33 protein-coding genes are annotated in these 24621 nt (G+C 67.9%); 15 read left to right on the forward strand and 18 right to left on the reverse strand.

The window, feature by feature from the left end:
* Nucleotides 1-31 precede the first annotated feature (31 nt).
* Entirely contained in the window at nt 32-439 is a 408-nt protein-coding gene (locus D7I44_RS07490) for a nitroreductase/quinone reductase family protein (RefSeq protein WP_220093846.1), read from the forward strand.
* A gap of 19 nt (nt 440-458) precedes the next feature.
* Here the strand turns inward: D7I44_RS07490 and D7I44_RS07495 are convergent, their stop codons facing one another.
* From D7I44_RS07495 to D7I44_RS07510, 4 genes are all read right to left on the reverse strand, one after another.
* Nucleotides 459-1700, reverse strand: coding sequence for a cation:proton antiporter domain-containing protein (locus tag D7I44_RS07495; RefSeq protein ID WP_162940116.1), 1242 nt, complete (start codon nt 1698-1700; stop codon nt 459-461).
* 151 nt (nt 1701-1851) lie between these two features.
* Nucleotides 1852-2187, reverse strand: a complete 336-nt coding sequence (locus D7I44_RS07500; protein WP_120788923.1) for a peptidase — start codon at nt 2185-2187, stop codon at nt 1852-1854.
* Complete coding sequence (locus D7I44_RS07505) at nt 2184-3383, reverse strand: inorganic phosphate transporter (protein WP_120788924.1); 1200 nt, start codon at nt 3381-3383, stop codon at nt 2184-2186. The genes D7I44_RS07500 and D7I44_RS07505 overlap by 4 nt, the downstream gene beginning before the upstream one ends.
* A gap of 63 nt (nt 3384-3446) precedes the next feature.
* Entirely contained in the window at nt 3447-4328 is an 882-nt protein-coding gene (locus D7I44_RS07510) for an SMP-30/gluconolactonase/LRE family protein (protein WP_120788925.1), read from the reverse strand.
* A gap of 126 nt (nt 4329-4454) precedes the next feature.
* On the opposite strand from D7I44_RS07510, the gene D7I44_RS07515 reads away from it, so the two are divergent.
* On the forward strand, nt 4455-5252 hold the full coding sequence (locus D7I44_RS07515) for an AraC family transcriptional regulator (RefSeq protein ID WP_120788926.1): 798 nt from the start codon (nt 4455-4457) through the stop codon (nt 5250-5252).
* 53 nt (nt 5253-5305) lie between these two features.
* On the opposite strand, the gene D7I44_RS07520 is transcribed toward D7I44_RS07515, so the two are convergent.
* The 4 genes from D7I44_RS07520 to D7I44_RS07535 form a co-directional block, all read right to left on the reverse strand.
* Nucleotides 5306-6481: an MFS transporter gene (locus tag D7I44_RS07520; RefSeq protein ID WP_245980102.1), complete on the reverse strand. Its 1176-nt coding sequence runs from the start codon at nt 6479-6481 to the stop codon at nt 5306-5308.
* A gap of 113 nt (nt 6482-6594) precedes the next feature.
* Complete coding sequence (locus D7I44_RS07525) at nt 6595-6996, reverse strand: hypothetical protein (protein WP_120788928.1); 402 nt, start codon at nt 6994-6996, stop codon at nt 6595-6597.
* Between the two features lie 9 nt (nt 6997-7005).
* Nucleotides 7006-7524: a DUF2127 domain-containing protein gene (locus tag D7I44_RS07530; protein WP_120788929.1), complete on the reverse strand. Its 519-nt coding sequence runs from the start codon at nt 7522-7524 to the stop codon at nt 7006-7008.
* A 64-nt stretch (nt 7525-7588) separates the two neighbouring features.
* Nucleotides 7589-8209 (reverse strand): DedA family protein, encoded by a 621-nt coding sequence (locus tag D7I44_RS07535; protein WP_120788930.1) that lies wholly within the window; start codon nt 8207-8209, stop codon nt 7589-7591.
* A gap of 374 nt (nt 8210-8583) precedes the next feature.
* On the opposite strand from D7I44_RS07535, the gene D7I44_RS07540 reads away from it, so the two are divergent.
* Nucleotides 8584-9900: a tyrosine-type recombinase/integrase gene (locus tag D7I44_RS07540; protein ID WP_162940117.1), complete on the forward strand. Its 1317-nt coding sequence runs from the start codon at nt 8584-8586 to the stop codon at nt 9898-9900.
* On the opposite strand, the gene D7I44_RS07545 is transcribed toward D7I44_RS07540, so the two are convergent.
* Nucleotides 9894-10355 (reverse strand): helix-turn-helix domain-containing protein, encoded by a 462-nt coding sequence (locus D7I44_RS07545; RefSeq protein ID WP_120788932.1) that lies wholly within the window; start codon nt 10353-10355, stop codon nt 9894-9896. The two genes, D7I44_RS07540 and D7I44_RS07545, sit on opposite strands and share 7 nt — an antisense overlap.
* A 61-nt stretch (nt 10356-10416) precedes the next feature.
* On the opposite strand from D7I44_RS07545, the gene D7I44_RS18105 reads away from it, so the two are divergent.
* Nucleotides 10417-10866, forward strand: a complete 450-nt coding sequence (locus tag D7I44_RS18105) for a hypothetical protein (RefSeq protein ID WP_162940118.1) — start codon at nt 10417-10419, stop codon at nt 10864-10866.
* Nucleotides 10867-10909: 43 nt separating this feature from the next.
* Here D7I44_RS18105 and D7I44_RS07555 read toward each other — a convergent pair whose 3' ends face one another.
* Nucleotides 10910-11140 carry a hypothetical protein gene (locus D7I44_RS07555; RefSeq protein ID WP_120788934.1) on the reverse strand — a complete coding sequence of 77 codons (231 nt, stop codon included), beginning with the start codon at nt 11138-11140 and terminating at the stop codon, nt 10910-10912.
* Between the two features lie 47 nt (nt 11141-11187).
* On the opposite strand from D7I44_RS07555, the gene D7I44_RS07560 reads away from it, so the two are divergent.
* From D7I44_RS07560 to D7I44_RS07595, 9 genes are all read left to right on the forward strand, one after another.
* Nucleotides 11188-11742: a hypothetical protein gene (locus D7I44_RS07560; protein WP_162940119.1), complete on the forward strand. Its 555-nt coding sequence runs from the start codon at nt 11188-11190 to the stop codon at nt 11740-11742.
* Nucleotides 11739-11894 (forward strand): hypothetical protein, encoded by a 156-nt coding sequence (locus D7I44_RS18110; protein WP_162940120.1) that lies wholly within the window; start codon nt 11739-11741, stop codon nt 11892-11894. Before D7I44_RS07560 ends, D7I44_RS18110 begins: the two co-directional genes overlap by 4 nt.
* A gap of 7 nt (nt 11895-11901) precedes the next feature.
* Nucleotides 11902-12468, forward strand: coding sequence for a 5' nucleotidase, NT5C type (locus tag D7I44_RS07565; RefSeq protein ID WP_120788936.1), 567 nt, complete (start codon nt 11902-11904; stop codon nt 12466-12468).
* Nucleotides 12461-13000: a hypothetical protein gene (locus D7I44_RS07570; protein WP_120788937.1), complete on the forward strand. Its 540-nt coding sequence runs from the start codon at nt 12461-12463 to the stop codon at nt 12998-13000. Before D7I44_RS07565 ends, D7I44_RS07570 begins: the two co-directional genes overlap by 8 nt.
* Before the next feature lie 295 nt (nt 13001-13295).
* The gene (locus D7I44_RS07575; RefSeq protein WP_162940121.1) at nt 13296-13652 is read left to right on the forward strand and encodes a hypothetical protein; all 357 of its coding nucleotides are present in this window, start codon (nt 13296-13298) and stop codon (nt 13650-13652) included.
* Nucleotides 13653-13825: 173 nt separating this feature from the next.
* On the forward strand, nt 13826-14359 hold the full coding sequence (locus D7I44_RS07580; protein WP_162940122.1) for a hypothetical protein: 534 nt from the start codon (nt 13826-13828) through the stop codon (nt 14357-14359).
* 186 nt (nt 14360-14545) lie between these two features.
* Nucleotides 14546-14923: a hypothetical protein gene (locus D7I44_RS07585; RefSeq protein WP_120788940.1), complete on the forward strand. Its 378-nt coding sequence runs from the start codon at nt 14546-14548 to the stop codon at nt 14921-14923.
* A gap of 255 nt (nt 14924-15178) precedes the next feature.
* Entirely contained in the window at nt 15179-15727 is a 549-nt protein-coding gene (locus D7I44_RS07590) for a recombinase family protein (protein WP_120788941.1), read from the forward strand.
* Between the two features lie 76 nt (nt 15728-15803).
* The gene (locus D7I44_RS07595; RefSeq protein ID WP_120788942.1) at nt 15804-16334 is read left to right on the forward strand and encodes a hypothetical protein; all 531 of its coding nucleotides are present in this window, start codon (nt 15804-15806) and stop codon (nt 16332-16334) included.
* On the opposite strand, the gene D7I44_RS07600 is transcribed toward D7I44_RS07595, so the two are convergent.
* Together D7I44_RS07600 and D7I44_RS07605 are read right to left on the reverse strand one after the other, a co-directional pair.
* On the reverse strand, nt 16331-16921 hold the full coding sequence (locus D7I44_RS07600) for a hypothetical protein (RefSeq protein WP_120788943.1): 591 nt from the start codon (nt 16919-16921) through the stop codon (nt 16331-16333). The two genes, D7I44_RS07595 and D7I44_RS07600, sit on opposite strands and share 4 nt — an antisense overlap.
* Nucleotides 16918-17187, reverse strand: coding sequence for a hypothetical protein (locus D7I44_RS07605; protein ID WP_120788944.1), 270 nt, complete (start codon nt 17185-17187; stop codon nt 16918-16920). Before D7I44_RS07605 ends, D7I44_RS07600 begins: the two co-directional genes overlap by 4 nt.
* Nucleotides 17188-17396: 209 nt before the next feature.
* On the opposite strand from D7I44_RS07605, the gene D7I44_RS07610 reads away from it, so the two are divergent.
* A complete protein-coding gene (locus tag D7I44_RS07610) occupies nt 17397-18032 on the forward strand; it encodes a hypothetical protein (RefSeq protein ID WP_162940123.1) in 636 nt (211 codons plus the stop codon).
* A gap of 59 nt (nt 18033-18091) precedes the next feature.
* Nucleotides 18092-18991, forward strand: coding sequence for a hypothetical protein (locus tag D7I44_RS07615; protein ID WP_120788946.1), 900 nt, complete (start codon nt 18092-18094; stop codon nt 18989-18991).
* Between the two features lie 6 nt (nt 18992-18997).
* On the opposite strand, the gene D7I44_RS07620 is transcribed toward D7I44_RS07615, so the two are convergent.
* The 6 genes from D7I44_RS07620 to D7I44_RS07645 form a co-directional block, all read right to left on the reverse strand.
* Nucleotides 18998-19501: a hypothetical protein gene (locus D7I44_RS07620; protein ID WP_120788947.1), complete on the reverse strand. Its 504-nt coding sequence runs from the start codon at nt 19499-19501 to the stop codon at nt 18998-19000.
* A 26-nt stretch (nt 19502-19527) separates the two neighbouring features.
* Nucleotides 19528-20658 carry a DNA-binding protein gene (locus D7I44_RS07625; RefSeq protein ID WP_120788948.1) on the reverse strand — a complete coding sequence of 377 codons (1131 nt, stop codon included), beginning with the start codon at nt 20656-20658 and terminating at the stop codon, nt 19528-19530.
* A 113-nt stretch (nt 20659-20771) separates the two neighbouring features.
* Nucleotides 20772-22562 (reverse strand): zinc-ribbon domain-containing protein, encoded by a 1791-nt coding sequence (locus tag D7I44_RS07630; protein WP_162940124.1) that lies wholly within the window; start codon nt 22560-22562, stop codon nt 20772-20774.
* 275 nt (nt 22563-22837) lie between these two features.
* Entirely contained in the window at nt 22838-23551 is a 714-nt protein-coding gene (locus tag D7I44_RS07635; protein ID WP_120788950.1) for a hypothetical protein, read from the reverse strand.
* Complete coding sequence (locus D7I44_RS07640; protein WP_120788951.1) at nt 23548-24147, reverse strand: hypothetical protein; 600 nt, start codon at nt 24145-24147, stop codon at nt 23548-23550. The genes D7I44_RS07635 and D7I44_RS07640 overlap by 4 nt, the downstream gene beginning before the upstream one ends.
* Entirely contained in the window at nt 24144-24560 is a 417-nt protein-coding gene (locus D7I44_RS07645) for a hypothetical protein (RefSeq protein WP_162940125.1), read from the reverse strand. Before D7I44_RS07645 ends, D7I44_RS07640 begins: the two co-directional genes overlap by 4 nt.
* Between the last annotated feature and the right edge of the window lie 61 nt (nt 24561-24621).

The raw sequence follows: 24621 nt of genomic DNA on the forward strand, positions 1-24621 counted from the left end.
GCGCCCGCGCCGGGCATGCGAGGCTGAGGTCGTGACCGACGAGCAGAACACCGTGCAGAACGCGCTGGCGACCGACCGCGTGATCGACATCACCACCACCGGCAAGACCTCGGGCGAGCCGCGCCGCATCGAGATCTGGTTCCACCGCGTCGGCGGCCGCTTCTACATCACGGGCCGCCCGCCGCGCCCACGCGCGTGGTACGCGAACCTCATCGCCAATCCGGAGTTCACGTTCCACCTCAAGCAGTCGGCGACGGCCGACCTGCCCGCGACGGCGCGCCCCGTCACCGATGCGGCCGAGCGTGAGCGCGTGTTCGGCGGCATCTTCGCCCAGCTGCCCGAGCTGAGCACGCAGCCGGATGCGCCGGTCGAGCTGTGGCTGTCGCAGGCTCCGCTCGTCGAGGTCGAGTTCGACGACCTCGAGCGCGACGCGGCCTGAGCCGAGGCATCCGCTCGCCCTATTCGGCTGTCGGGTCCGCCCCATCAGACGCGTCCGGCGCGCCCGCCGGCGTCGCACGCATCGGCACACGGAACACCCGGCCGAGCACCGGCACCAGGCCGCCCTGCAGCACGACCGACACGAGCACGACGACGAACACGATCGCGTACAGCTCGTGCGCGCCCGCGATCCCGGAGCTCACCACGAGCAGCCCGAGCAGGATCGGCACGGCACCCTTGAGCCCCGCCCACAGCACGAACCCGCGCTCGCCCCATGCAAGCCGGATCGGCAGCGCGACGAGTCCGACGAACAGCGGCCTGATCAGGAAGATCAGCAGCGCGGCGATGCCGAGCCCGGTCCACAGCACGGATGGCCTCAGCACGTAGTCGAGCTCGACCGTGAGCCCCAGCACCGCGAACGCGACCACCTCGGCGAGGCTCGCGAGCCCCGACGAGAACAGCGTGATCTCGCGCTTGTACGGCGCCCGCAGGTCGCCGACGGCGATGCCGGCGACGAAGACGGCGAGGAATCCGGAGCCGTGCGCGACGGCGCCCGCTCCATAGAGGAACACGGCGGCGGCGACCGCGAACACCGAGGCGAGCGCCTCGTTCGGCAAGGCCAGCCGCCGCAGCACCCACCGCAGTCCGAGCCCGCCCACGACGCCGACCGCGGCGCCGATCACAAGCTGCAGCACGAAATCGAGCACGCCGCTGCCGACGGCCGCCCACCCCGTGCCCGATGCGGCGAGCAGACTCGCCATGATCGCGATGCCCACGGGGTCGTTCGCACCGGACTCGCCCTCGAGGATCGTCCCGCTGCGGCCGCCGATCTCGGTCTTCCCGAGCACCGAGAACACGACGGCGGGGTCGGTCGGCGACAGTGCGGCGCCGAGCAGCAGAGATGCGGTCGCGTCCAGACCGAAGATGAAATGGGCGGATGCCGCGACCGCCGCCGCCGTCAGCGCGGTCCCGAGGATCCCGAGCCACACGATCGGCCACGCCGACGCGCGGAACCGCCGCCAGCCGATGTGCATGCCGCCGTCGAACAGGATCACCGCGAGCGCCACGCTCACCACCCGCTCGTCGAGCAGCCGGCCATGCGCGGACACGGGCGGCAGGAGCAGCGCGCCGAGGGCGGCGGCGATGAGGAAGAAGGCCGGGGCGGGAATCCGCACCCGCCTGCTCAGCAATTGCGCGAGAACGGCGAGCGCGATCGCGCCCGCCACCACGGCGACGACGATCGCGAACGGGTCGGTGGTCACGAGCGTCCTTCCGTCGACGAATTCCCTGCCGACCAGACTTCCCGGCGCACCTGCCCCCAGGCTACCGGGGCGCGCATCTCACGCCGCGGGACGCTCAAAAAAGGGAAAGGCGCAAATCCCAAATTGACCAAACCTCGCAGGAGCGGGCCGGTCACGAATGGAAATAGGGCACGATCAGGTAGATCCCGAACAGCACAACGAGCCCAGAGACCGCGAACAAGGCGTATGCGGTGACCAGCGCGAGGCGCTTGACGGCGGGCGAATACGGATTCCGCTGCCGGGCCTTCTTCACCCGCTTGGTCTCCTTCTTCACCTGCTTCGGCGACAGCACGGTGATGGCTTCCTCGAACTCGACGGGTGGCACGAACGGCGCGTGGCCCGACACCGCGAGCAGGCGCAGCCCCAAGGCGTAGAGGCTGACGACGACGGCCGCGCCGATCAGCGCCGCAGCGAAGACCGCGACGAAGTCGATCCAGTTGATCGTCACCGCTTCTCCTCGCCGGGCGCGACCGGGACCGGCCTCGTGATGTGGATGGCGGAGGTGGCGGACGCGACCTCGGCCTCGGTGCCCGCCGCCATGTGCTCGGCGGTGACACGGCGGCGCGCGTTGATGCGGAAGACCACGACGATCACGACGACCGCGATGGCGAGGTCGATGATGAGGCCGATCGTGCCGAGGCGGGCGATCATGGCGGTCGCGCCGCCGACCACGGCGGCCACGGGCAGCGTCAGCAGCCAGCCGAGCGCGATGCGGCCCGCCGTGCCCCAGCGCACGTGGCCGTCGCTGCGGCCGAGTCCCGAGCCGATCACCGAGCCCGACGCGACCTGCGTGGTCGAGAGCGCGAAGCCGAAGTGCGAAGAGGCGAGGATCGTCGCCGCCGTGCTCGTCTCCGCCGCGAAGCCCTGAGCGGGCTTCACCTCGGTGAGGCCGCGGCCGAGGGTGCGGATGATCCGCCACCCGCCCGTATAGGTGCCGGTCGCGATCGCGAGGCCGCAGGCGACGATCACCCACCACTGCGGGCCGGCGTGCGACGCGGGCTGTATGCCGGCTGCGATGAGCAGCAGCGTGATCACGCCCATCGTCTTCTGCGCGTCGTTGGTGCCATGCGACAGCGCGACCAGCGACGACGAGAAGATCTGTGCGTAGCGGAAGCCGCTGCGCCCGTCGGCGAGCCCATCGCCGCGGTGCGTGATGGCGTAGGCGAGGCGCGTCGCGGAGTAGGCGACCAGCCCTGCGACCACCGGCGAGAGCAGTGCGGGGATCACGATCTTCGCGAGCAGCACCGAGTAGTCGATCGACCCGACGTCCCACGTGCCGACGATGGTCGCGCCGATGAGGCCTCCGAACAGCGCATGGCTGGATGACGAGGGGATTCCCCACAGCCAGGTGATCAGGTTCCAGGTGATCGCACCGACCAGCCCCGCAAGCACGAGCGCCGGGGTGATCGAGACCTGGCCGCCCTCGCCGCGGATCAGCCCGCCCGAGATCGTCTGCGCCACCTCGGTCGAGAGGAACGCGCCGACGAGGTTCAGCGCGGCCGCGAGCGCGACCGCCGGCCGCGGCCTCAGCGCACCCGTCGCGATCGGCGTCGCCATGGCGTTGGCGGTGTCGTGGAATCCGTTCGTGAAATCGAAGAACAGTGCCAGCGCGACCACCAGAACGACGATCAGGGTCAGGCTCACCCGGCGGTCCTCATTCCCACCGTGGCAGGTTATCGCAGGCGGCGAGTGGAGCGCGGGAGTGCGTCAGAGCCTCGCCGCGGCATCCCTCGTCAGCGTCGGAATCGAGTAGATGCTCGTCGTGGCGGCGATGAACAGCTCGGTGCCGTCCGAGCCGCCGAAGCACACGTTGGCGATCTTCTCGGGGATCGGGATGGAGCCGAGCAGGCCGCCGTCAGGAGCGAGGACGAGCACGGCGTCGAGGCTCGAGGTCCAGATGTTCCCGTGCTCGTCGACCCGGAATCCGTCGGGGGCGCCGCGCTCGATCTCGGCGAACACGCGGCCGTTCTCCGGCGTGCCGTCGATGACCTCGTAGACCCGGATGTGCCGGGCGTCGGACGTGTCCGAGACATAGAGCAGGCTCTCGTCCGGCGAGAAGGCGAGGCCGTTGGGCTCGACCATGTCGGTCACGACCGGCGCGAGCGCGTCGGTGCGCGGGTCGAAGCGGAACACCCAGCAGGCGCCGTACTCGTGCTCGCCGGGGTGACCCTCCTCCGGAAGCGTGATGCCGTAGTCCGGGTCGGTAAACCAGACCGCACCGTCGGCCGTCACGACGACGTCGTTGGGGGAGTTGAGGCGATGCTCGCCGAGATGATCGACGATCGGCATGATCTCGCCGTCCACGTCGCGCTCGACGCGCCGCCTGCCGTGGGAGCACTGCACGATCGAGCCGTCGTGGTCGAGCGTCCGTCCGTTCGTGAACTCGACGTCGGCGCGGTAGACGCCGGCCTCCCCGGTCGCGGGCGTGTACTCGAGGATGCGATTTCCGGGGATGTCGCTCCAGATCACCTTGCCCGGGCCGGGCAGCCACAGCGGCCCCTCGGCCCAGGTCGCCCCGCCCGTCAGCCACTGCGCACGCGCGCCCGCCGGCACGAGCCCCTCAAGTCCGATGACCGCATCCGTCGCCATTGACGCCTCCTTTTGACCACGTCGCCGCACCCCTCATTCAGTCATAGGCGACGGGTGCGGGGGCGGCAACGCGCCCGGCGGCGGCCGCGCCGGAATAGCGCCCGGCGCCCACAGGTTTGGCCACGCATGGTGATCGCACTGCCCGGCACTCCCGCGGACGCCCCGCTGATGGCCTGGGAGTGGGCCATGTCGCTCGTGCAGCGGCAGCGCGCAGAGGCGGACACCACAGTCGACACTGGCACGGCGCCGCTCTGGGTCCTGGTGCTCGCCGGCTCTGCCGAGCTGACCGCCGCAGGCCGCCGCACCGAGTTGTTGGCCGGGGACGCGGCACTCGTCGAAGTCGGAACCGTGCACCGCCTGGTGGCGCGAGCCGGCTCCGAGCTCGCCACGGGTGATCTGCGCTCGGTGCTCGGCACGGCCGGCGTGCCGAATCCGCTCGTCGTGCGGGCGTTCTCGCAGCGCCACGCCGCGCTGCGCCAGCTCGTCGACACGTGCCCACCCGGGGCCGCGTGCTCCAACCCGATCTGGACCCGCGCATACGCGAATCTGTTCGGCGCGGCCATGGTGACGGCGTGGCTCGACGACGACGGCGCGGCCATCGCCGCGGACCCCGCGGTCGCGGCAGTGCTCACCGCCATCGCCGAGGCACCCGGCGAGGTCTGGACGCTGGAGCGCATGGCCCGCATCGCCCACCTCTCACGCTCCGCGCTCACGGCGCGCTTCCAGGCCGAGCTGGGAAAGGCGCCGTCTGACGTCCTGCGCGAGCTGCGCATGAACGAAGCCCGGGGGATGCTGGCCGAGTCGAAGCATCCGATCGGCGCTGTCGCCTTCGCCGTCGGCTACGGCTCGACCGCCGCCTTCAGCCGCGCGTTCGCCTCGCACCACGGCATGGCGCCGCAAGCGTGGCGCGAGCGCCGCGCCTAGGGTCTTCCAATCATTGAACGTTCGCCGCTCGGCGCCTCGAAACGATCACACCGCTAAGCCCGCCGCGGCCTGACCACCGCGAACCCGACCCCGGCAGCAACCGCCGCAACGGCCCCCACGACGAACGCCGGCTGTACCCCGCTCGCATCGACGAGCGCGCCGCCGATCGCGGCCCCCGCGGTGATCGCGACCTGGAACGCGGTGACGCTGAGCGACACGGCCGACTCGGCGTGGTGCGGTTCCGCGCGCGTCACCCACAGCGTTCCGAGCACCGGGACGATGTTGAACGCGAAGCCCCAGGCGATGGCGCCGACGATGAGCCACGGGGTCGTCGTCGCGAACCCGGTGACGAGCAGCGCGGCGGCGAGCAGAATCGGCGTCACCCCGGCGAGCGCGCGCAGCCGGCTGGCCAGCGCGCCGGCGACCAGGGTTCCGATCAGTCCACCGATGCCCCAGCCGACGAGCAGCGGCGAGGTGATCGAAGGGTCGACGCGGTCGATCGCGAGGCGGATGTACGGGTAGGCGACGAAGTTGCCGAACGCGGCCAGGGCGATGAACAGGATGCCGAACATAAGCCGCGGGCGCACGATGGCCTCGCCCATCATGCGGAAGCCCGCGCTGGGCTGGGCGGGCGTGCTGGGCAGAAGCGCGGCGACCGCGACGGCGGCGAACGCGGTGAGGCCAGCTGCGCCCCAGAAGGCGGCGCGCCAGCCGATGGCGTCCGCCACCGTCGCCCCCACCGGAACGCCGAGCACCGTCGCGAAGCTGACGCCGAACGAGAGGCCGGTGGACACGAGCCGATCGCGGCCCGGTGCGGCCTGGATGCCGACACCGAACGCGAACGCCCAGAACCCCGAGAGCGCGATGCCGAGCAGAAGTCTGCCCACCAGCAGCACCGCGAAGCTCGGCGCGAGCGCGACGATGACGTCGGCGAGCACCCCGGCGATCAGCAGCGCGACGAGGACGCGCTGCCGATCGGCGCGCGGCAGCACGCCCGCGATGGTCGGCGCGGTGATCGCCCCCGCGATCGCCGTCACGGCCACCGCCCAGCCGGCGACGCCGACGCTGACGTCGAGGTGCCGCGCGATCGTCGGCAGCACGCCGGCCGGCAGGAACTCGCTGGTGACGAGCACCGCCGTTCCCGAGGCGAGGGCGACGACGGGCGTGATGCCGCGCTTCGGGTGCGCGACGGTCATGGGCGGGAGCGGGGACGTATCAGTGGTGGCCACGCTTCCAATATGTCTGCGCTCGCGCGCACCCGGTTGATGCCCGGTCGCCGGGCTTTGATCGGAGGTCGCGCTTCGGGCTCGCGTCGCCGCGGTTCGTCCCGCGTTGGCCGGCGTCAGTCCCGCCCGAGCAGCTTCGGCAGCCAGGGCCGCAGCTGCTCCCATTCGGCGTCGGTCGCCGTGCCGGCGGCCGCGCGCTGTGCGAGCTCGATGACCTGGGCCGCCGCAGTGCCGCTGATGCTGAGCCGCTGTGCCAGGGCGGCCGGCGACTCGTTCGCCGACGCCCACGCGCGCAGATCCGGCCCGAAGTGGTGGCGGATGTCGTCGGCGGGCCGGGGCGCGGCATCCGCTCTCTGATAACTGACCGACCCGCCTCGGGACGGCGCCGGGTTCAGCCTCAGCCAGCGATGCCCGACGACGATGGCCAGGACGAGAAGCCAGGTCAGCAGGACTGTCCCGACGACCCATAGCAGAATCACGAAGAAAGCGAATCCGAACCCAGCCGGCCCATAGCTCATGGCGAGAACCTATTCGATCGTCTTCTCTCGCGCGAGACCCCTGAGCAGGGCGCGCCAGGTGTCGCGCAACTCGCGGCCTCTGCGCCATTCGCGCCAGGTGAGCCAGATGATCGCGGTGTCGAACGCCGTGAGCACGGCAACGCCGACCGTGGGGGCCGTGACGAGCTCGTAGACCTGGAAGACGAGGAACGCGCCGAGCGCGGCGATCGCCCACGGGTAGATGCGCCTTGAGCCCACGAGCAGCGCGACGACGATCGCGAGTTTCACCACCCCGTGCACGAGCAGGTAGACGGCGAGGAACGCAGTGCCGCCGGTGTCGAGGTGGGCGACGCCGTGAAGCAGGAGATTGGCGAGGACGTCGTGCGGGTCCTCGGCCAGCTCACCGGCCGTCACCGTGTGTGCGGCACCGCGCAGCTGCGCAGGGCTCACGAACAGCAGCACGACGCCGCCGATCAGCTCGACCAGCCCGTCGACGCCCTTGAACAGGACGCCGGTCAGGAAGACGAGGTCGAGGACTCTCTCACGCACCCGCTGACTCCCTTCTCGCCGTCGGCCTTGCTCGGTTCGGCCGCAGCCGCCGCCTCGTGCGGCCCTAGCGTTCTGCTGCAACCTTGCGGCGAGCGCGCAGCGCGCTGAGCGCGATCGGCGCGACCGAGATCACGACGACGAGCACCATGAGGACGTCGATGTTCGTGGTCACGAACGGGATACCTCCGAGCAACACGCCGAGGGCGACCATGAGCGCGGACCACAGGCCTCCGCCGAGCGCGTTCCACGCGAGGAAGCGCCGGTAGCGCAGACCGGCGACGCCCGCGGCAAGCGGGACGTATGTCCGCACGACCGGGACGAACCGCCCGAGCACGAGCGAGGCGCCGCCGTAGCGCGCGAAGAAGGCCTCAGCGCGGTGCAGATGCGCGGACTTCAGCACGCGGGCATCGGGTTTGAAGAGCCCGCGGCCCAACCGCTTCCCCAGCCAGTAGCCGACCTGATCGCCGAGGAAGGCCGCGATCGCCGCGACGACGACCATCGACCAGATCTGGATGCCGAGCTGCGGAGCCAGGATCGCCGCCGTGATGAGCAGCGAGTCACCCGGAAGGAACGGGAACAGCACCCCCGATTCGATGAACACGAGCACGCCGATGCCGAGGAGCGCCCACGAGCCCAGAGATGTCAGGATGCCGGACGGGTCGAGCAGAGGGATCGAGGCGAGCATGGACCCACCGTCGGCCGACCTCTACGAGGAATCCCTAAGAAACGGCACCGCCTGCGGACTGAAGCCGCTTTCAGGCCGCGCCGCCCCGTTGCGGCGTCGAGCAAGCACGTCTCCCCACCTCGCTCCCGTATGATGGCAGCGCAACGCCGATGTAGTTCAATGGCAGAACTTCTGCTTCCCAAGCAGGATCTGCGGACATTCCGGCGGGTGACGAGCAAGACTTGACTGACCGTCAAACTGGCGCAAAGCCGCGTGTTTACACGGGTTTATAGGGCTTAACGCCTTCCCTGCAGAGCTTCCCGTCCGACCCAAAAACACCAAGCAACACCCCATGCATGAGTGCACTTATGAGTGCACCAAGGTATTCTGTGGCGGTGCCCAAGTCGAAGCCTCACAGCCACGAGATCAACGCATTCCAGATCCGTGGCGGAAAGCTGTGGGCTGCCATCTACGAGGGCGAACGGGACGAATCGGGCGAGCGCAACCAGATTCGCCGCACGGGCAAGACCCGCAAGATCGCGATCGCCAAGGTTCAGGCGGTTCTCAACGAGATCGCGGTCAACGGAGGCAAGCCGACAGATCGGCGTACTCGCATCGCAGACGTTGCCCGAATGTACCTCGAGCTGAAGGAAACCGAGGCGATCAGCCCGAAGGGGATGCGAGAGATTCGCGACAATCTGAACAAGTACATCGTTCCTCTGCTCGGCTCGAAGGTCGCCACGTCGCTGACGAAAGGAGGCGTTTCAAGGTTCCACACCGCCACCCAACTAAAGGCGATGGAATCGAAACGCTCGATCGACGGCTACTCGACCACGCTGAACGCCCACAAGACACTCGTTGCCCTGCTCAATTTCGCCGTCGACGAGGGCATCGTGCCACGCAACGTTGCCGAGGCGAAGGGGCGGCCCAAGCCGCCTGAGGGACGGGCGCAGCGACAGAAGAACCGCGGGTCCCTGACGGCACTCGAAGCCGCCCGCCTTCGAGATGAGGGTGGCGCGAGATGGAGGCTTTACGTCGTCTCAGGAGGACGCTCGTCAGAGATCAGAGGTCTTCGATGGGAGTACGTCGACTGGGATCACGACCTCATCCATCTTGACTGGCGCGCCGCCGAGGTGGAGTACGCACACGCATGCGGCCCTCAGCGGGCGGATGGAAGCTGGCCGTGCGGCAAGAAGACGGGGTTCGGCTGCACCGCACAAGACAAGGACAACCCGACTTTCAGGTTGTCCACGCTCCTTGAGTCCGAGCGAATCGCTGGTCGTTGGTTCTTCATGCGCCCGAAGGGGCAGCGCGCACGGCCCATCATCATGACGAGTGAGCTGAAGCGCGAGCTCCTCGAGCTTCAGGAGGCGACAAAGTCGGCCCACAACCCCTTCGGCCTCGTGTGGCCGCGCGATAATGGGTGGCCAGAAGAGAACCGCGACGAGAACGAGGCGCTCCGGGAGGCACTGCGCCGGCTGGGTATTGAGCGTCCAGGCGTCTCCGTGACGCTGCACTGGCTCAGGCACTCATTCGTGACGCTCATGAAACAGGCGGGAGTGCCGTGGGCGGCGTTCGGCCCTGTGGCGGGCCACGCTGACGAGAGCACCTCGGATCTGTACACCCATGAAGACATCGAAGCGAGCCGCGAGGGCGTCCAGAAGTTGAACGACATGCTCACGCGCACGCTCCGTGAAGCGGCGTCTCAGTAGAGCTTGTACGGCTGGCGGGGGAGGCTCGCGACGAACCGTCGAAGTTCGTCCACGGTGAAGAGTGGCTTGTTGCCTGACGGAATCTTGCCAAGGTGGCCGGCACGAACGTGCTTGCAGAACTGTGAGTAACTCATGCCACAGAGAGCGGCAGCCGTCTTCTGGTCGACCGACAGCGGCTCCATCGCGAACCAGACTTCGCGGTTCGACGCCGCGCTCTCACTCGGGCCGCTCGCGAGTCCTTCAAGGAACCGGCGCAGGCAGTCGAAGGTGAATAACGGCTTGGTCCCGGAGTAGTACGCCGTGATCTCGCCAGTCCAGAGATGAGCGCGAAGCTGCGATGAGCTGATTCCGAGCAGAACCGCAGCGGTCTCTGTGTCGACGGCGACTGGGTGCACGACGACTCGGAGGTCGCGGCGGTCGAGTGAAGGGATGCATGTGATCTCAGGTGACGTCATACCCTTCCTGTGCAGTTCACAGGCAGGCGGCTGGGTTGTATCACTCGGATACACTCACTGAGTGCCTCCGAAGTATGACCCGCGCTCTCTGCTGGCCGCGCGCGAAGACCCGCAACTGGCGGCTCTGGCAGCAGCTGCAACGGACGAGCTCGTGCATCGGATTCGCGCATGGGCCCGCGTCGAAGCAGATCGACTTGGCGTTCAGTCCGACGTGCTGGCAGCCGCTCTGCTCGTGGACGCGCGAGACCGGCTCGGAGACCATGAGCAGATCGCGGCCGGCGCCGCGCGCGCTCATGGGGAGCCGCGGCAGGCTGTGGCGGATGCAGTCCGAGAGCCGCATCAGAGCAACCTCGGACGTCGATACCCGGACCTCGCACGCATCGCCGCCTGGCATCGAGCCCGCGCCAGCGGCGCTGAGGACGACCTGGTCGTCGGCGCCATAGTCATGCCCGCGAGCTGGGTGATGCCAGGTCTCGCCGGAACGGCGAAGCCGCGCACTCCGCGCTGGTAGGGCCCGACGAAATAGTCACGCCTCGCAGACCAGGCTCCGCGAGTTACGCCCGGCGCACCCGCGCCTCCACGAGCCTGCGCACCGGGTCGACGAGCGTCGGATCGAACGGCGCGTAGAGGATCTCGCCGAGCGCCCGGTAAATCTCAGCGGCCCGATCACGTGCCTCAGCGTCGAGCGATGTTGGACGGGGCGCCGATGGCTTCGGCAACGTCGCGAGCCCGGAAGCCGTGAGTAGCCGCAGGAGCGCCGCTGCACGCGTCCCGGTCCTACCCATGATCCGAGTCTTTCAGGGTCTGCGAGCCGTCCGCGCATAGTCGGTGCGTGACGAAGATGGTGCTGGACGGTGAAATGCGCGCTGAGCCGCAGTACGACGCCTCCGGCCGTCTATTCCGATGGGAGCTGCGTGACCTTGCGGCTGAGCGGGTCTTCTACGGAACATCGGCGACCTACCTCTTGGCGACGCAGATCGCCGGCTACACCGCCACTGACTACCCAACCGTCCCCGACCTCGCAGCCCAGCTCGCCGCACGCCATGACTACGCGGTCGATCTCGCCACGGTCATGCAGTCGGCGCGCAACAGCCGCTTTGAGGAAGAGCACGGCAGCGGCGCGATCAACCGTCTGCCGCGTTTCGTCGCGGCGACGCTCCGTGTCGACAAGCGCCGTTGGTCCGGGATACGCAGCTGGCGCCGCGACCTTCCGGCGCTCGTTGTGCCCGAATCGACCATCCTCTTCTCGCAGCGAGCGGCGTCGATTCCGCGCGGCAACGTTGAGCTGGTCCATGATCTCGACGAGCTCTCGCTGCTGGCCAATATTGCGTCCGTTCACGGGCTCCAACTTGTCGACCGAGCCACCGACGAGGACAAGCTGTGGTGAACCGTTGGCTCCTCCACGCCGCGAGCCTCACCGCGATCGTGGCGGCCGCTCTCGCGGTCGGTGCCGCGCAGGGTCTGCCCGTGGCCTTATCGCTGGGCGTCGCGGCCGGCGCGGCGGCGGTCTACGCGGTCCTCTCGGTTCTCCGCGCATAGGGATGACATGCGCAATCAGCCGCCGATCGTCCTCGTCGACCTCGACAACGCCACGGCCGACTTCACCGGTCACTTGAACGCGGGGCTCGCTCGGCTCTATCCCGACATCGCCCCTCACGACGGCAAGCAGTTCGCAATCTGGGGCGACGACGCGGACCGGAACGCGGCGATCCGCGACGTGGTCACGGAAGCTGATTTCTTCGCGACGATGCCCGTCTACGGCGGCGCGCGGGACGCCCTGATCGCGATGCTGCGCGCGGGGATCGACGTGCAGATCTGCACGTCGCCGATGACCTCGAACGTTCTGAGCGCGAGCGCGAAGATCGCGTGGGTCCGAAGGTTCCTCGGTCGGCGCTTCGTCGAGCGAACGACGATCACTGCCCGCAAGGAGCTCGTGGTTGGGAATCTGCTCGTGGACGACCGGGTCTACCCGGCATTCGTCCGCGAACCGCTGTGGCAGCAGGTGTACTTCACCCAGCCTTACAACGCCAATGTGCCCGGTCCGCACTTCGACCGCTGGGAAGACTGGGAAGGCATCATCGTGCCGCTGCTCGAAGGCGCCTCCGATGCGTGAAGCCCTTGCCGAGGTCCTGCGCCGACACCTGGTGGCGGCTGCCTGGCTCAACGACGTGTCCGTCGCCGATTTCGTTGAGAGCGCGCCGCAGGAAGTGTGGTCGCTGGCTGTCGTGCTCTGGCCGGACGCCATTTTGGGCAACGAGGAACGCAACGACCTCCTCGGAGTGATCGCCGCGGACGTCGAAGAGCACCTGGGCCGCCCCGTGAGGCTCGTCGAGCACGATCTCGGAGTCCAGTTCTCTCGGATCGGCCAGATCTTCGACGACCGGATGTCCGGCCGGTGGTTCGCCGTGTCGGAAGCGGCGCGCAGGCTCTCCGAGACGAGGCTCGCTGAGACATACGACCGCGAGCAGACGCTCGACGCGCTCAAATCGCTGGCGGCGGCAGGGTCGTGGCTGGCGATGGGCGTCGACACGATCAAGACGCCCGGGATGGATCGCGACGAGCTGCGGGAGATCTCCGAACTGCTTGATCGCGTCCATGGGTTGGCGTGGCTCGCTCATAACCGGATGCAAAGCACCGGCGATTGAGGCCGGCGCGAACCGCGCTCACGCGCCTCTCGCCGCCGCTGACGCGTCGCCTTACCTTGCGCCCCGTGTCACGCCGCAGGCGCAGCGTCCGCGTCCCGTCGGCCTCGCTCCGTGCGCGAGACGTTGCCGAATCGTGCCTCGCCGCCGTCTGGTCTCTCGCCAGGATGGGGTCGTGGGGAAGCTCGGAGCTGCACTGGCCGTGTGTGGCCTGGCGATCGCTGTGAGCGTCGCGGGCGCCGGTTGCACACCGGTGCGCGCATGCGCAGGTCCAGGGATACCGTCGCCTGCTGTGTGGGTGGACGCGACCCCGTGGCTCACCGCCCACCCATCGTCGGAAGTCCGGGCCTGTTACGGGGATCACTGCGCGACGATCGACGCGTCGACGCCGCGGCCGCCGCAGCTGATCCACGGCGACGGGTCGCCGAGTCAGCCGCTCTCCCTCAGCGTGAAAGCGGAAGGCGGACCTGACAGCCTGGTCGCCACCGAGAAGATCGGGTTGAAGAAGTCCACCTTCACGGGTGGCGCATGCGGGCCGGTTTCAAGCTGGGGTCGGATCGTGATCCTCGACGCGCAAGGTCAGCTCCAAGATCGCGGGTGGGACGGCCGAGCCCCGCTGGATGGTGTGCCGGTACCCACGCCCACCGCGAGCTGACAGCGACGGCGCGAGCGCGGGGCGCACGCCGCTACGAAGGCGGCGCGCCTGACGTCCCGCTCACTCGTCGCCCGCGGGCCGCAGCCGCTGCGCCGCGGGCGATTCGTGGCCGGGGCGGGGAGCGGAACGGGTCGGGACGGTGGGCGCGCCGGCCAGCGTCCTATGCTCGCTGGGTGACTCCCCGCCCCGCCTACCCGATGGACGGATTCGATGAGGATGAGGAGATCGTCGGCTCCCAGGCGCGAGGCTCGGCACAGCTCGACTGGGAGCGCCTGGTGAAGCGAGTGGTCGGCGACGGCGGTCGTCGTCAGACGGACCCCGCGCTCCTCACGCTGGTCGCGCTCCGTGAACAGCGTGAGCGGATCGAGGAGCAGATCGACGCGACGATCGCGTGGGCGAGATACCGCGGCATCCCGCGTGAGGCGATCGCCAGGGCGCTCGGCGTCGGCAACGGCGGGAACTTGGACACCGTCCATCCAGACCATCTCGACGTGCTGCAACACCTGATTCAGGCCGAGGCCGGTGTCTACGCCGACCAGACGCCTGAGGAACTCGCTGAGCAGCACGAGCGCGCAGCCTCGCGGACACGCCGAGCTCGGTGGAAAGGTCCCCGCGACCGATCAAGGAGCGGTGTCGTCTTCCGACTCGGCGACACGAAGATCGACCCGCAGCTCTTCGGGATCGAGCCGAAGTCGGAGCGGCGATAACTGCCTGTAGGTGGAAGAAAATGCCGGGGCGTCTGACGGCGGTCGAAGGCTGTTCTGCGCAGTGATTCCGCGGAGTCGCCGTTGAGCACAGCCATCAGTTCGGCACCTGCATGGGATGAGTGCGCCCGACAGTCGGGCTCCGGAGGCCACCCGGCCCCGGGAAGCACTCACCCTAAGGAGCTCACTATGAGCAGCAAGACCCTGAACACCGCACCCTTCGACCGCTGGGCCGAGGAGGACTGCGACCTCATTCACAGCATCCGGTACCAGCTGAAGTCGACCGGGAGCGTCTCCGCCATCATCCACGTGCGAGAGGCCTGGCACCAGCTCGCCGAGGGACAGCTGGCCTGCGGCGTGTCCCTCGAGATTGGCACCGTTGACGTGTACCCCGACGACGACTTCGAGGCGCAGGTGAATGCCACCCCGGAGGAGCTCGCCGAGAAGTTCTTCGGACTCGCGGCTGAGCCTGTCGGCGACCGCATCGTGACCTACCGCCAAGACTTTGACGAGACCGCGGGACGGCTCGAGTACGACCTCCTGCTGCGCGTGAAGCCGCTCGACTGAGTGCGTCGCTGCGCTCCTCGCCGGCCCTGTGCCATGTGTGCGAAGCGTCGGCGTGAGAGCGGCGTCACCGGTTCGATCCGACCCGGTGCGCGGGGCGCCGCGCGCCGCGCATAGGTCTGCATGTCGCAGAACTCGTCGGAAGCGCGAGCTTCTGCGACACGAGTTCCGAGACGGGTTCTGAGACGCCGCAGCACGGCGTGTCCGCTCCCCGCCCTCGGCTCGCAGAATCGGTCGTTTCTGAGATGGAGGCCATGGATGGCACTGGTGGGATACGTGCGCGTTTCGACGGCCGAGCAGACGCTGGCTTTGCAGCAGGACGCGATGGCGGCGGCCGGCGTCGAGAAGGTGTTCAAGGACGTCGGGGTGAGCGGGTCGAAGACGGCGCGCCCCGGTCTTGACGCTGCGCTCGACTACCTACGCGACGGAGACACTCTCGTCGTCTGGCGCCTCGACCGTTTCTCGCGCAGCACGGTGCATGCGCTCACGACCATCGACGATCTCGGGGCGCGCGGCGTCGGGTTCCGGTCGCTCACTGAGCAGATCGACACCTCGGGTCCGATGGGCCGCGTGATGCTCACGTTGATCGCGGCCTTCGCACAGCTCGAGCGCGACGTGATCCGTCAGCGCACCGTCGCCGGGTTGGAAGCGGCGCGCGCACGCGGCCGAGTCGGCGGACGGCCGAAAGCGCTCAACGCCACGCTCATCGAGGTGTGCCGCGCACGTAAGAAGGGCGGCGCCACGGCCCGACAGCTCGCCACAGAGCTCGGGGTGAGCGTTGCGACCGTTTACCGAGCCCTGGCCTGAACACACTGTTCTACCCCGGGCTGGAACGTCTGCGCCGACAGGGATGTTCTGAGGTAGAGCCGCACATAGGTGTGGTGTGCCTTCATCGCTCACCACACCCGGCTCGACTCTGGACCTGGCTCTCCTCGACTCGGTCGATCCGGGAACCGACATCCTCGAGTCGCCGGCCGACGAACCTCTGCTGTTCGAGGCGACGTATGAGCCGTCCGGCCCCTACCTGCCGGTTGCGGCGGCAGCGCTTCCCTCGCTCATCCGCCGCGTGCGCGTTCGCCGCGAGCTCTTCCTCTTCGTCCGCCATCGCGAATACGAGCTCGACGCACAGGTCGGCGGCGATGCCGACCGCGGAGTGCTCGCTGAGGTCAAGGTCGGCGACGGCGAGTACCGCCGTTTCTACCGACCTGGCGCCGCCGAAGCAGACCGCTATCTTCGGCCCGGCAACGGCGGCGGGTTCATCTTCCACGCGCCGGACGCCGAATGCCTCACTGTGCCAGTGGCGGCGGCCGCGATCACCCTGTTTCTGCTCGAGGAGCGCGTGCTCGGCGGCCTCGCGCTTCGTCGCGCGACGCACTTCGATGAGGAGAAGCGCGCACGGGTGCGGGTCGGTTAGAGCGGGACGCGCTCGTCGTCGATCAGAATGCCGACCTCGCCGAGGCCGTCGGTGACATACCGGAGAGAGCGCAGCCACGTCGTCGGCTGCGAGCTGCGCAGTTCGATGACCGGGATGCTCGCGCCGTCGGTTCGACCATCGAAGCTGCCGAAGTCCCCCTCGAGTCGCGTCAGGTTCTCCTGAGTTGCGACGAGCAGCGGCCAGTCGCGTGACCAGGGAACTGACGGGCGAATCCACGCGCGGGGGTACCGACCGGTGACGATCTTGCGGACATCAGCAGGAAGCCGGTCGAGTTCGTCCCGCGTGTGGCCCGACCGAAGCCAGTGGAAGAGAGAACGGCGGCGCCACTCGAGAACACGCCAATCGGTGAACCACGACCGGAGAGCGATCCGCTGGGCCTCAGGTGACCAGCTCGCCGAGAACCGGAGGCTGCGGAACGCGTGCTTCTCAGTGAGGCGCTCCACCAGCGTGGCCGGGGAGTCGTCCACGATGAAGCCGCCATGCCATTCGACGTAGAACTCTGAGATTCCGGGCGCCAACGTCCCGTCTTCGTCACCGAACGCGTCGAGGTCGGTGCGCGCCGTCACGCGGCAACCGCCTGGCTCTGCTCGACGAGCTCCGCGCCGAAGCAGGCGCGGACGGCGTCAGCGATGCGCTGAACGGCGCGTGCGCGGAACGCCTCGTTGCTCGGCAGGGTGAAGTTCCACGTGGCTCGTCCATCGACGAGGGCGAACCGGCCGGCGCCGAGGGACCAGGTGAGCGCGGCCCACGCCTTGCTCGGGTGTGGGGTGAAGACGGAGATCGTCGGGCGGCCGGTAACCCGGTTCTCTCCAAGCCTGTACTCGACGACCATGCCTCACTCCTCTCGATCCGGCCGCGGAGCGCTCCGGGTTGAGGCTGCGCTTCGCGGTCGTGAGGACTATGCGCGGCGGCCGGCGGAATCCGTGAGTTCCCGCATCAGCCGGCGAGATCCGCGATGCAGAGCGGCTTTGTGCGATGGCCGTGGCGGATCGGGTCTTGTTGTTGTCAGCGTTGGGTACCGCATGCTGCGAAGCTCGACATGTGATGGTCACATCGGTTGTTTTAGGACACGACGGCTATGACTGGTTGACGTTTGCTGCGCAAGCCGGTGGTGCATTGGCCACCGTGATCACGGCGCTCGTGGCGATTGCCGCATTGCTCGTGTCGCTCTGGTTGGCTCTCGTCGATCGGAAGCGCTCGCGTGAAGTCACAGCGCGAGCGGAAGACGAGCTGCGCCGGAATCGTGAAGCGGTTCTCCGCGCCCAAGCGGAGCTGGTCACGGTCTGGCTCGACCAAGACGAGAGGGCGGGCCGCGGCGACGTCATGCTTTCCAACGCTTCGACTGGTGCCATCTACGACGTCGCCATCGGCTACGGCGTCGCATACGGGGCGGGAACGGGATTCCTCAAGGGAGATTGGAACTCCAACGACGCACTCCTCTTCATCAACCGTCTCGCGCCGGGTAGCTGGGCCGTATCGGGTGCCCCGGGGTATCCCGGCGGTGGAATGCACATCCACGTGGAAGCTGCGATAGCTTTCCGCGACGCTGCGGGCCGATTCTGGGCGCGGGACGCAACCGGCGAACTCCAGCAGATCGAGGAGCATCCCTACGAGTACGTGCAGGCGATGCAGCCGATCAGTCCGTGGGCCACCATCCGTCGCGCCTCTGCGGCCTGACGTCGGGCTCGTCGTTCGAGGGGGCACGCAATGTCGGCGGCGCACGCTACGTTCACCCCATGACTGTGGTCCCTCGTGCGAAGCCGTTTCGCTTCGGTGTCGCGCGCGGTGCACGGGGCGAGTTCAAGCCGATCTGCACGATCGGAATGATTCGCGACGGCGGCATCTTTGTGTCGCCCGCCAAGCTCGCTAACGCTCGGTGGACCTACGGCCTCACTCCGCGGTACCTGCTCGACAGAGAGACCGACCTCGTCACCGTCGACGAGAGACCGAAACTGCACTACCACCAGAGCGGCATTGCGTCAGTCACGCTGACGGGGACGTCGCTGGAACGCCGCCATCTGCGCCTGAATCCGATCACCGAGATCCGGCGATCGGCCGTGATCTCTGTCGTCGCCAATCGGATATGGGACCTTCCCACAGATCCGAAAGGAGCGCGCAACGGCGATTTGATGAGCTTGGAACGACTGTGGCCCCAGGTCGTTGGACTGACGTTATCCGTCGTCACGGTGACCGATGAACAGGCTGCACGGCTCCACCTCTTCGATGCCAGCGCCTTCGGCCTTATCCCAGGTGACCGCAGATCATTCCTCGTAAGCCTCGCTGGGTTTGGGCACCACGCAGTGCTTGTAGGCCGCTTCCGACTTGATATGGAGCCGTGGCCCGAGCCAATCACCTCGATTACCGTGGGAGCGACACCATGGAGCCCAGAAGGCCCGCAGCGCGGGGATAGAGCGCTCGCCCTCTTCACCGAGGGACTTCGGAATCCGATCTTCAATCTCGCTGTCGAAGATGACGTCCCGAGCGTCGAGTCGCTGCCAGGACTACCCGATGCAACGGTCGGCAACTTCACTTGGGCAGAGCGCATTCGTCTTCGAGCCGAGCAGGACGAAGCGGGACGACGCGCCCGCGAAACGTCGATGATCTTCGGCCGCGGCGCAAGGTTCCCCTCAGTCTGACTGTAGCTACTGCACGCGCGCTCGATCGGTTTGCGACTTCGCCGCGCGATGCGCAGCCAGCCGCTCACGCCTGGCAAGGGCTTCCCGCGACACGATCAACACGTCGATCGGCAGCAACTCCTCGACCGCTTTCGAGCTATCCGTCTTCTCGACGATGCCCTCGCGGAGCGTCATCGTCGCGTCGTCCTTAATGCTCCATTTCAGAGCGCCTGCACGTGTGTAGCCAGGTGCGACCCACGCCTTCATGCCAGCCGGCAGCCCATCGTTCAGCAGCCTCTCCACCTGCGCTCGACGCGAGGCGCGGGCGGCGCGCAGCGCTTCGGCGCCGTTGAGGCCGCTGAGGTCCCTGAGGTCGTGCGGCGTCTCGAGGGAGACGGTTGCGGGTGAGCGGGTGCCTGGCTTCTCTGCTTCGGGCGCGAACTCGCCGTTGGCGGTTCGGGTGCGGCGGCGGGCGACGGTCGACTGGGTGGTGTTCGTCATACCCAGCTTGTGCGCGGCGTCGGGGCGCACAGGCCGAAACGGGCCGCGCTCCGGGTTTAGCTTCGGGTGAGGTCGATGTCCGGGTAGGCGGCACGGAACCGTTGCTCGGCTGCCGCGTAGACCTTGGTGAGAGCCGCGGTGTTCTCGTCACGCAGGAAGAACACGATGTCGATGACTTCGGGCTTGGTGAACAGGTGGAATGGAGAACTGAACTGTTCGATGCTCCGCTCCATGAGGGCGCGAAGTTCGGCGTCGTTGAGCTTGGCCTTCCCTGCCCACTTGAAGATCCGGTCCACGATCGCCGGTGCCGGCTTCTCGCCGGAGTCCTTGAACGGGAAGTAATAGGGCGCGTAGATCGACAGGAAGTCGGGGCGGAAGCCGTTCGACACGCCGCTGGTGTCCCAGAAACAGACCTCCGCGTTGAGCCCGATCGCATCGAGCCACCGTTCCTCTTCGGCGACGAAGTCGGCCATCGAGTGCCGAACGTTGCGGTACAGCCCCCAGTTACCCTCTCGCGCGCGCTGAACGCTCCGGTCGTTCAGAAACCGCCAGACATGGTCGCGCCAGGGGAGCGCCGGGTTCGACGTGACCATCTGCGACAGCAAGAACATGTCGAGGTTCTCTGTCGTCGGATGCTTGTGGATGTAGGGAATGAACGGTGATGCATCGAGCGCGGCGCGGCCCGTGTCGGTGAGCGCGTAGAAGCGCTGCGGGAACGTCTTCTCGAGATCGGCAGCAGGTACTTCGGTGAGGACTCGGTTGATCAAGGTTGGCTTCGTTCCCGTCGCCGGAAGGCCGTGCGCGACGAGGACCGGTTTGAGAGCGGCGGCCGTCTGCTGGTTGACGGTGTCAGCCACGCTGCCCTTAGCGATGAACCCGCGCGAGATGAGCGACTTCAATATCGACGAGACGTTGCTCACGCCGTAGCTGTAATCCCAGAAGCCCTGGAACTTCTGGCCGGCGGTCGTGAACTTCGGCGCGTAGTCGAGCAGCAGGATCTCGTGCGGGTAGAGCCCGAAGCGATCAGGGCTGAGCTTGGCGACACGCTTCTCGATGGGGACGATCTCGTCACGCTCGAAGCTCACCTCCACTTGCACGGGCTGCGCGACTGGCGCGCGCGTCGGTGCTTTGGCCGGTGGGACCGTGTCGGGCTTCGTGTTCTTCTTCCACCGATCGAACAGACCCACAACCACTCCTCGACTCTCGCTCTGACACACACTGCCAGGGACGTTGGACCCCGCGCATGGCCCAGATCGGGGCGCGTGCGTGATTCGGCGCCTGGCTGCCTTGATCCTCGGAGCTACACTTCGACCACGCCGGTACGAGGCGGCTGTGGCCGCTCGAAGCCCGCGCTGGCCCAGGACTCGATCTCGCGCATGACGCCGGCTGGGTCCGGGGCTTGCGAGTACACCCGAAGCTGCAAGAGCTTGGGGTGCTCGACGTCAAGCAGTTCCAGCGGGTGCTCGCGCAGTCGCACGACGTGAAACCCGGCGGCCAGCAGATCGAGGGTCTTGCGCTCGTCCACGAGCCGCTTGGCGTCCGCCGAATGCCAGTAGGAGCCGTCGTACTCGATGACGACCGGACTTCCCTCCACTTCGACGCTGATGTCGGCTGCCCACACTGCGCGGCTCGTGAACTCCGGGTAGCGAAGCGTCCGTCCCGACTTCGCTGCGCCGAATAGCCCCTTGGCTGCGGCCAGGTGATCGAGCTCGACCTTCGACTTCCCGGCCGGCTTGCACTCCGGGCAGCCGGCGCCGTTCGAGCGGGAGGCGAGGGGTGCCTGCCAGCGGTGCTCCGGGTTGGTTGCACAGACCCACCCGGGGAGGAACTGGGTCGTCGACATGGGCGCAAGGTGCCATGGGTCGGTCGGGTTCTCGGGTGCCCACTCGGCAGCAAGTCCCGGGTCACGCCAGGCGAGCGAGCCGAGGATCGAGCGGCACACCGGGCAGCGAAGCCGCTGGTATTTGTACCGACCGAGCGGGCTGTCGCGCCACGTGTGGTCGCAGCACCCGGAGTGCCAGAAAATCTGACGCTTCGAGTCTGCCGCGACATTCTCAGGCGTGTACTTGCCGTTCAGCGTCGGGTGCCATTGCTCAGCGATCTCCGGTGTTGCCTCGGCCACCGAAGGCTTCTGCCGGGCGGCGGTCTCTTGCCCGCGGCACGACGGGCACCCATTCGTCAGATACGCCGAAGGCGACATCGTCGCTCGATGTCCAGCAGCGCATCGGAAGACTCGTGCGGGAAAGTGGTCGCCGACCATCACCTTCCACGGCTCTGTCTCATCTGCCCACGTGGCCAACAGCTCTGGAACCTCGCTCACAGGCAGCGTCGCCAGCCGTTCCGCTTCCGCATGCGACGCCGTGCGCTCCCGGTCACGGCACGCTGGGCAGACAGGGTGTTCCGCCATGGCGGCGATCCTCTCCGCGAAGCGGTGCCCACAGTCCGGGCACTTCCACGCAGCGACCTTCGTCGAGGCGCGCTTCGCCGTCTTCCAGAGGAGCTCGTCGTTCGCCTCGTGATCCCACCACGGGATAGCGGGAGAGTTCGATGCAGCGAATGTCATGCGGTTCGCCTTCGAGCGCGTGACCTGGTTCGGTGTCGCGGCCTTCGTCTGACACGAGCAACCCCAAGAGATGTCGGAGAGGCGCTCCGCCTGGATGCGCTGACACGACCTGCAGCGCACGCGGACGATGCCGCCAGCCGCGACCGGGTCGAGAACGTCGAGAAGTTCATAGCCGTGCGACTCGGCGAAGGCTGAATAGTCAACCGCTACGTCCGCGTGGTCTACCGTTGCGCCGAGGCTCGCGCCCCAGGCGCTCCACGCCCGCCAACGGCACAGGCCACATGTCGGCTGCCCGGTCTTCGTCTTCTCCATCGCGTACTCGAGCCGGTAATGGGCTGTCGTGTCACACGCCCGGCATGTGGAGAGCCAGAAGTCGCTCGGCCTGCCAGGGAACGGCTCCGCTGGGTCAAGGCCCGCGTCACCAAGGAGCGAGGTCAGGTGCTCGAGGCACCATGCCGGCTTCGAGCGGGTGCGGAACGCCGCCGCGTTCGGACAGTCCACGATCGAGCACGGCTGCTCGACTGTCACCGGCATTTCTCAGCCCTCCTGTTCCTTGTGCTTTCACCTTAGGAGGCGCCCAGGACGCGCCGAGTCCCGCCTTCGGGGTGACGGCGCCGAGGTGTGGATCGGACACGACCCGGGCGACTGGGAGCGATTCGGAGCGCCCTGCAGATTGCAGTGAAGCGAGAAAGCTAAGCGATCGCACACCTCTGCTGCGCGTGGGAACGACCGCGCGAGGCCTCCTAGGTTGGCACCGGCATTCCTCGACGCGACGTCGGATCGGGCGACGGCGAGTCTCCCGTTCAGAGCACGCCGGCCGGTGCGAGTTTTCTCATCGCTTCCTCGTGCACGCGACTGATCTCGCGCACGAGCCCGCCTGGCGAAACCCCACGCCACCCTTCGCAGACAACTTCCCCGCCCTTGTTGGCCGCGACGTATATGACGCCGAGTCCTGCGTTGATCGTGAACGCCCGCGCCTTCCTCCCGAGCCTCGGACGCACGTCCATCAACTGTTGCTCAACGAGCCACGTGAACGCCGAGGCCAGCGCATCAGCGGTACCCCGCGCATCGGTCACCGGCACCGCGTAGCGGAGACGACTGTGACCGTCCAATGCCAGCCACAGCTCGCGTTCCCCGTCTTCACCATCCAGGTCATGCACGTCGACCGGCTGCGTGGCGAGCAGGGATCGCAGCGAACCGTCGAGATCCGCATCGTCGAGGTGCAGTTGAAGCGCTGCGGGGAGCAGCTCGCCCGGGTGCATGAGCGCGTCATGCTCGATGACCACGTCCCGACCGTCAAGGGAGAGCCGATAGAACGTCGGGTGGAGGGTGACCATCTGCCCAGGAAGGTTCAGGCCATCTGTGCTGAGCCGCTCCCAGTCGAGGCCGAGCCAGCTGGCGATCGTCTTGACCTCGGCGTCTGAGATCAGCCGGTGCTGCTCCGCGGGGAGGCGGCCAGAGGACCCCGGAAGGGCCAGCCCGAGGTTGAGCCGCCCCGCAGCATAGAACCCGCTCACCGTGTCAACTCCCGCTCGGCTGCGCTCAGAACCTCGGCGATCTCCGACGCGATCCGCTGCGCCGCCGCCGCGGCGAACGAGCCCTGCACGAGCGGGATCTCGCGCTCGCCGTCGAACGTCGCACCGACCACGAGCCCGCGACGTTTCACCAGGTCGATCGTGCGCTGACCGCTGCGGAAGCCGATCGTCAGCTCGTCGAGTACCGGCGCGGGCTGGAAGTACTCGACCGAGAAGCCGAGGTCGGTGAGGCGGGAGCGAAGCTCGGCGTCGAAGGTCGCGTGCTCGTCTGCGAGGAACCCGATTTCGGCCGGGAAGTCGGGGAGGTCGAACGCCGTGGCAAGCGCGGCGCATCGGACCTGATCGCCTGCGTCAAGCGCGGCAGAGAACTCCTCGAAACGGGATGCATTCCTCTCGAGGAATGCGTCGGCCCAGCGGTCAGCCTCGGTGTCCGGTGATTCGTCCGGAAAGGCGACTGCCGCATCGACGGCGTCGATCAGCGTGCCGAAAGCGGCATACGTGTCGAGCACCTCGTCATGCTGGCTGCCGAGGGCCTGGATCACGGCGACGATGCGGGCGTCAGCCAGAGGCGTGCTCACTGCTCGGCCTCCGCGAGGACGTCGGACCCGTGCTTTCGCAGGTCCGCGACGATGGCATGTAGCCACGCGAGCGCTCCGTCGAGGCGCTCGACCGCCACGCCCTCGCGGTCGGAACCGGTCCACATGAGGCGCTCATTGAACGCGTCCTCGGCGGTACGGGTCGCGAAACCGAGGTGGAAGAACTTCCGTGCTTCGTCCGTCTTCGGCAGGCCCTGCTCGGCGCAGAACGCGGGAAAATGCAGCGGGTCGATATGGCGGCGGGCGGCGAGCTCGCCGACGTGCAGCCACGCGAGCTCGGCCCCGTGCACCTTCTGGACGAAGCGCTGCGCCTGCGCGAGCACGGGGTCGCGCATCGCGTCTCGTGCGTCGAGCGCGGCAACGAAGTCGGCCATAGTCGGGGCGGTGGTGGTCATGATGTGCCTTTCTGGTTGTGGGTGGGACACCTCGCACTCCGGGTCGATGTGCGAGGCGAGT

This window comes from Gryllotalpicola protaetiae, from assembly GCF_003627055.1.
In the GTDB taxonomy this organism is placed as follows: Bacteria; Actinomycetota; Actinomycetes; order Actinomycetales; family Microbacteriaceae; genus Gryllotalpicola; species Gryllotalpicola protaetiae.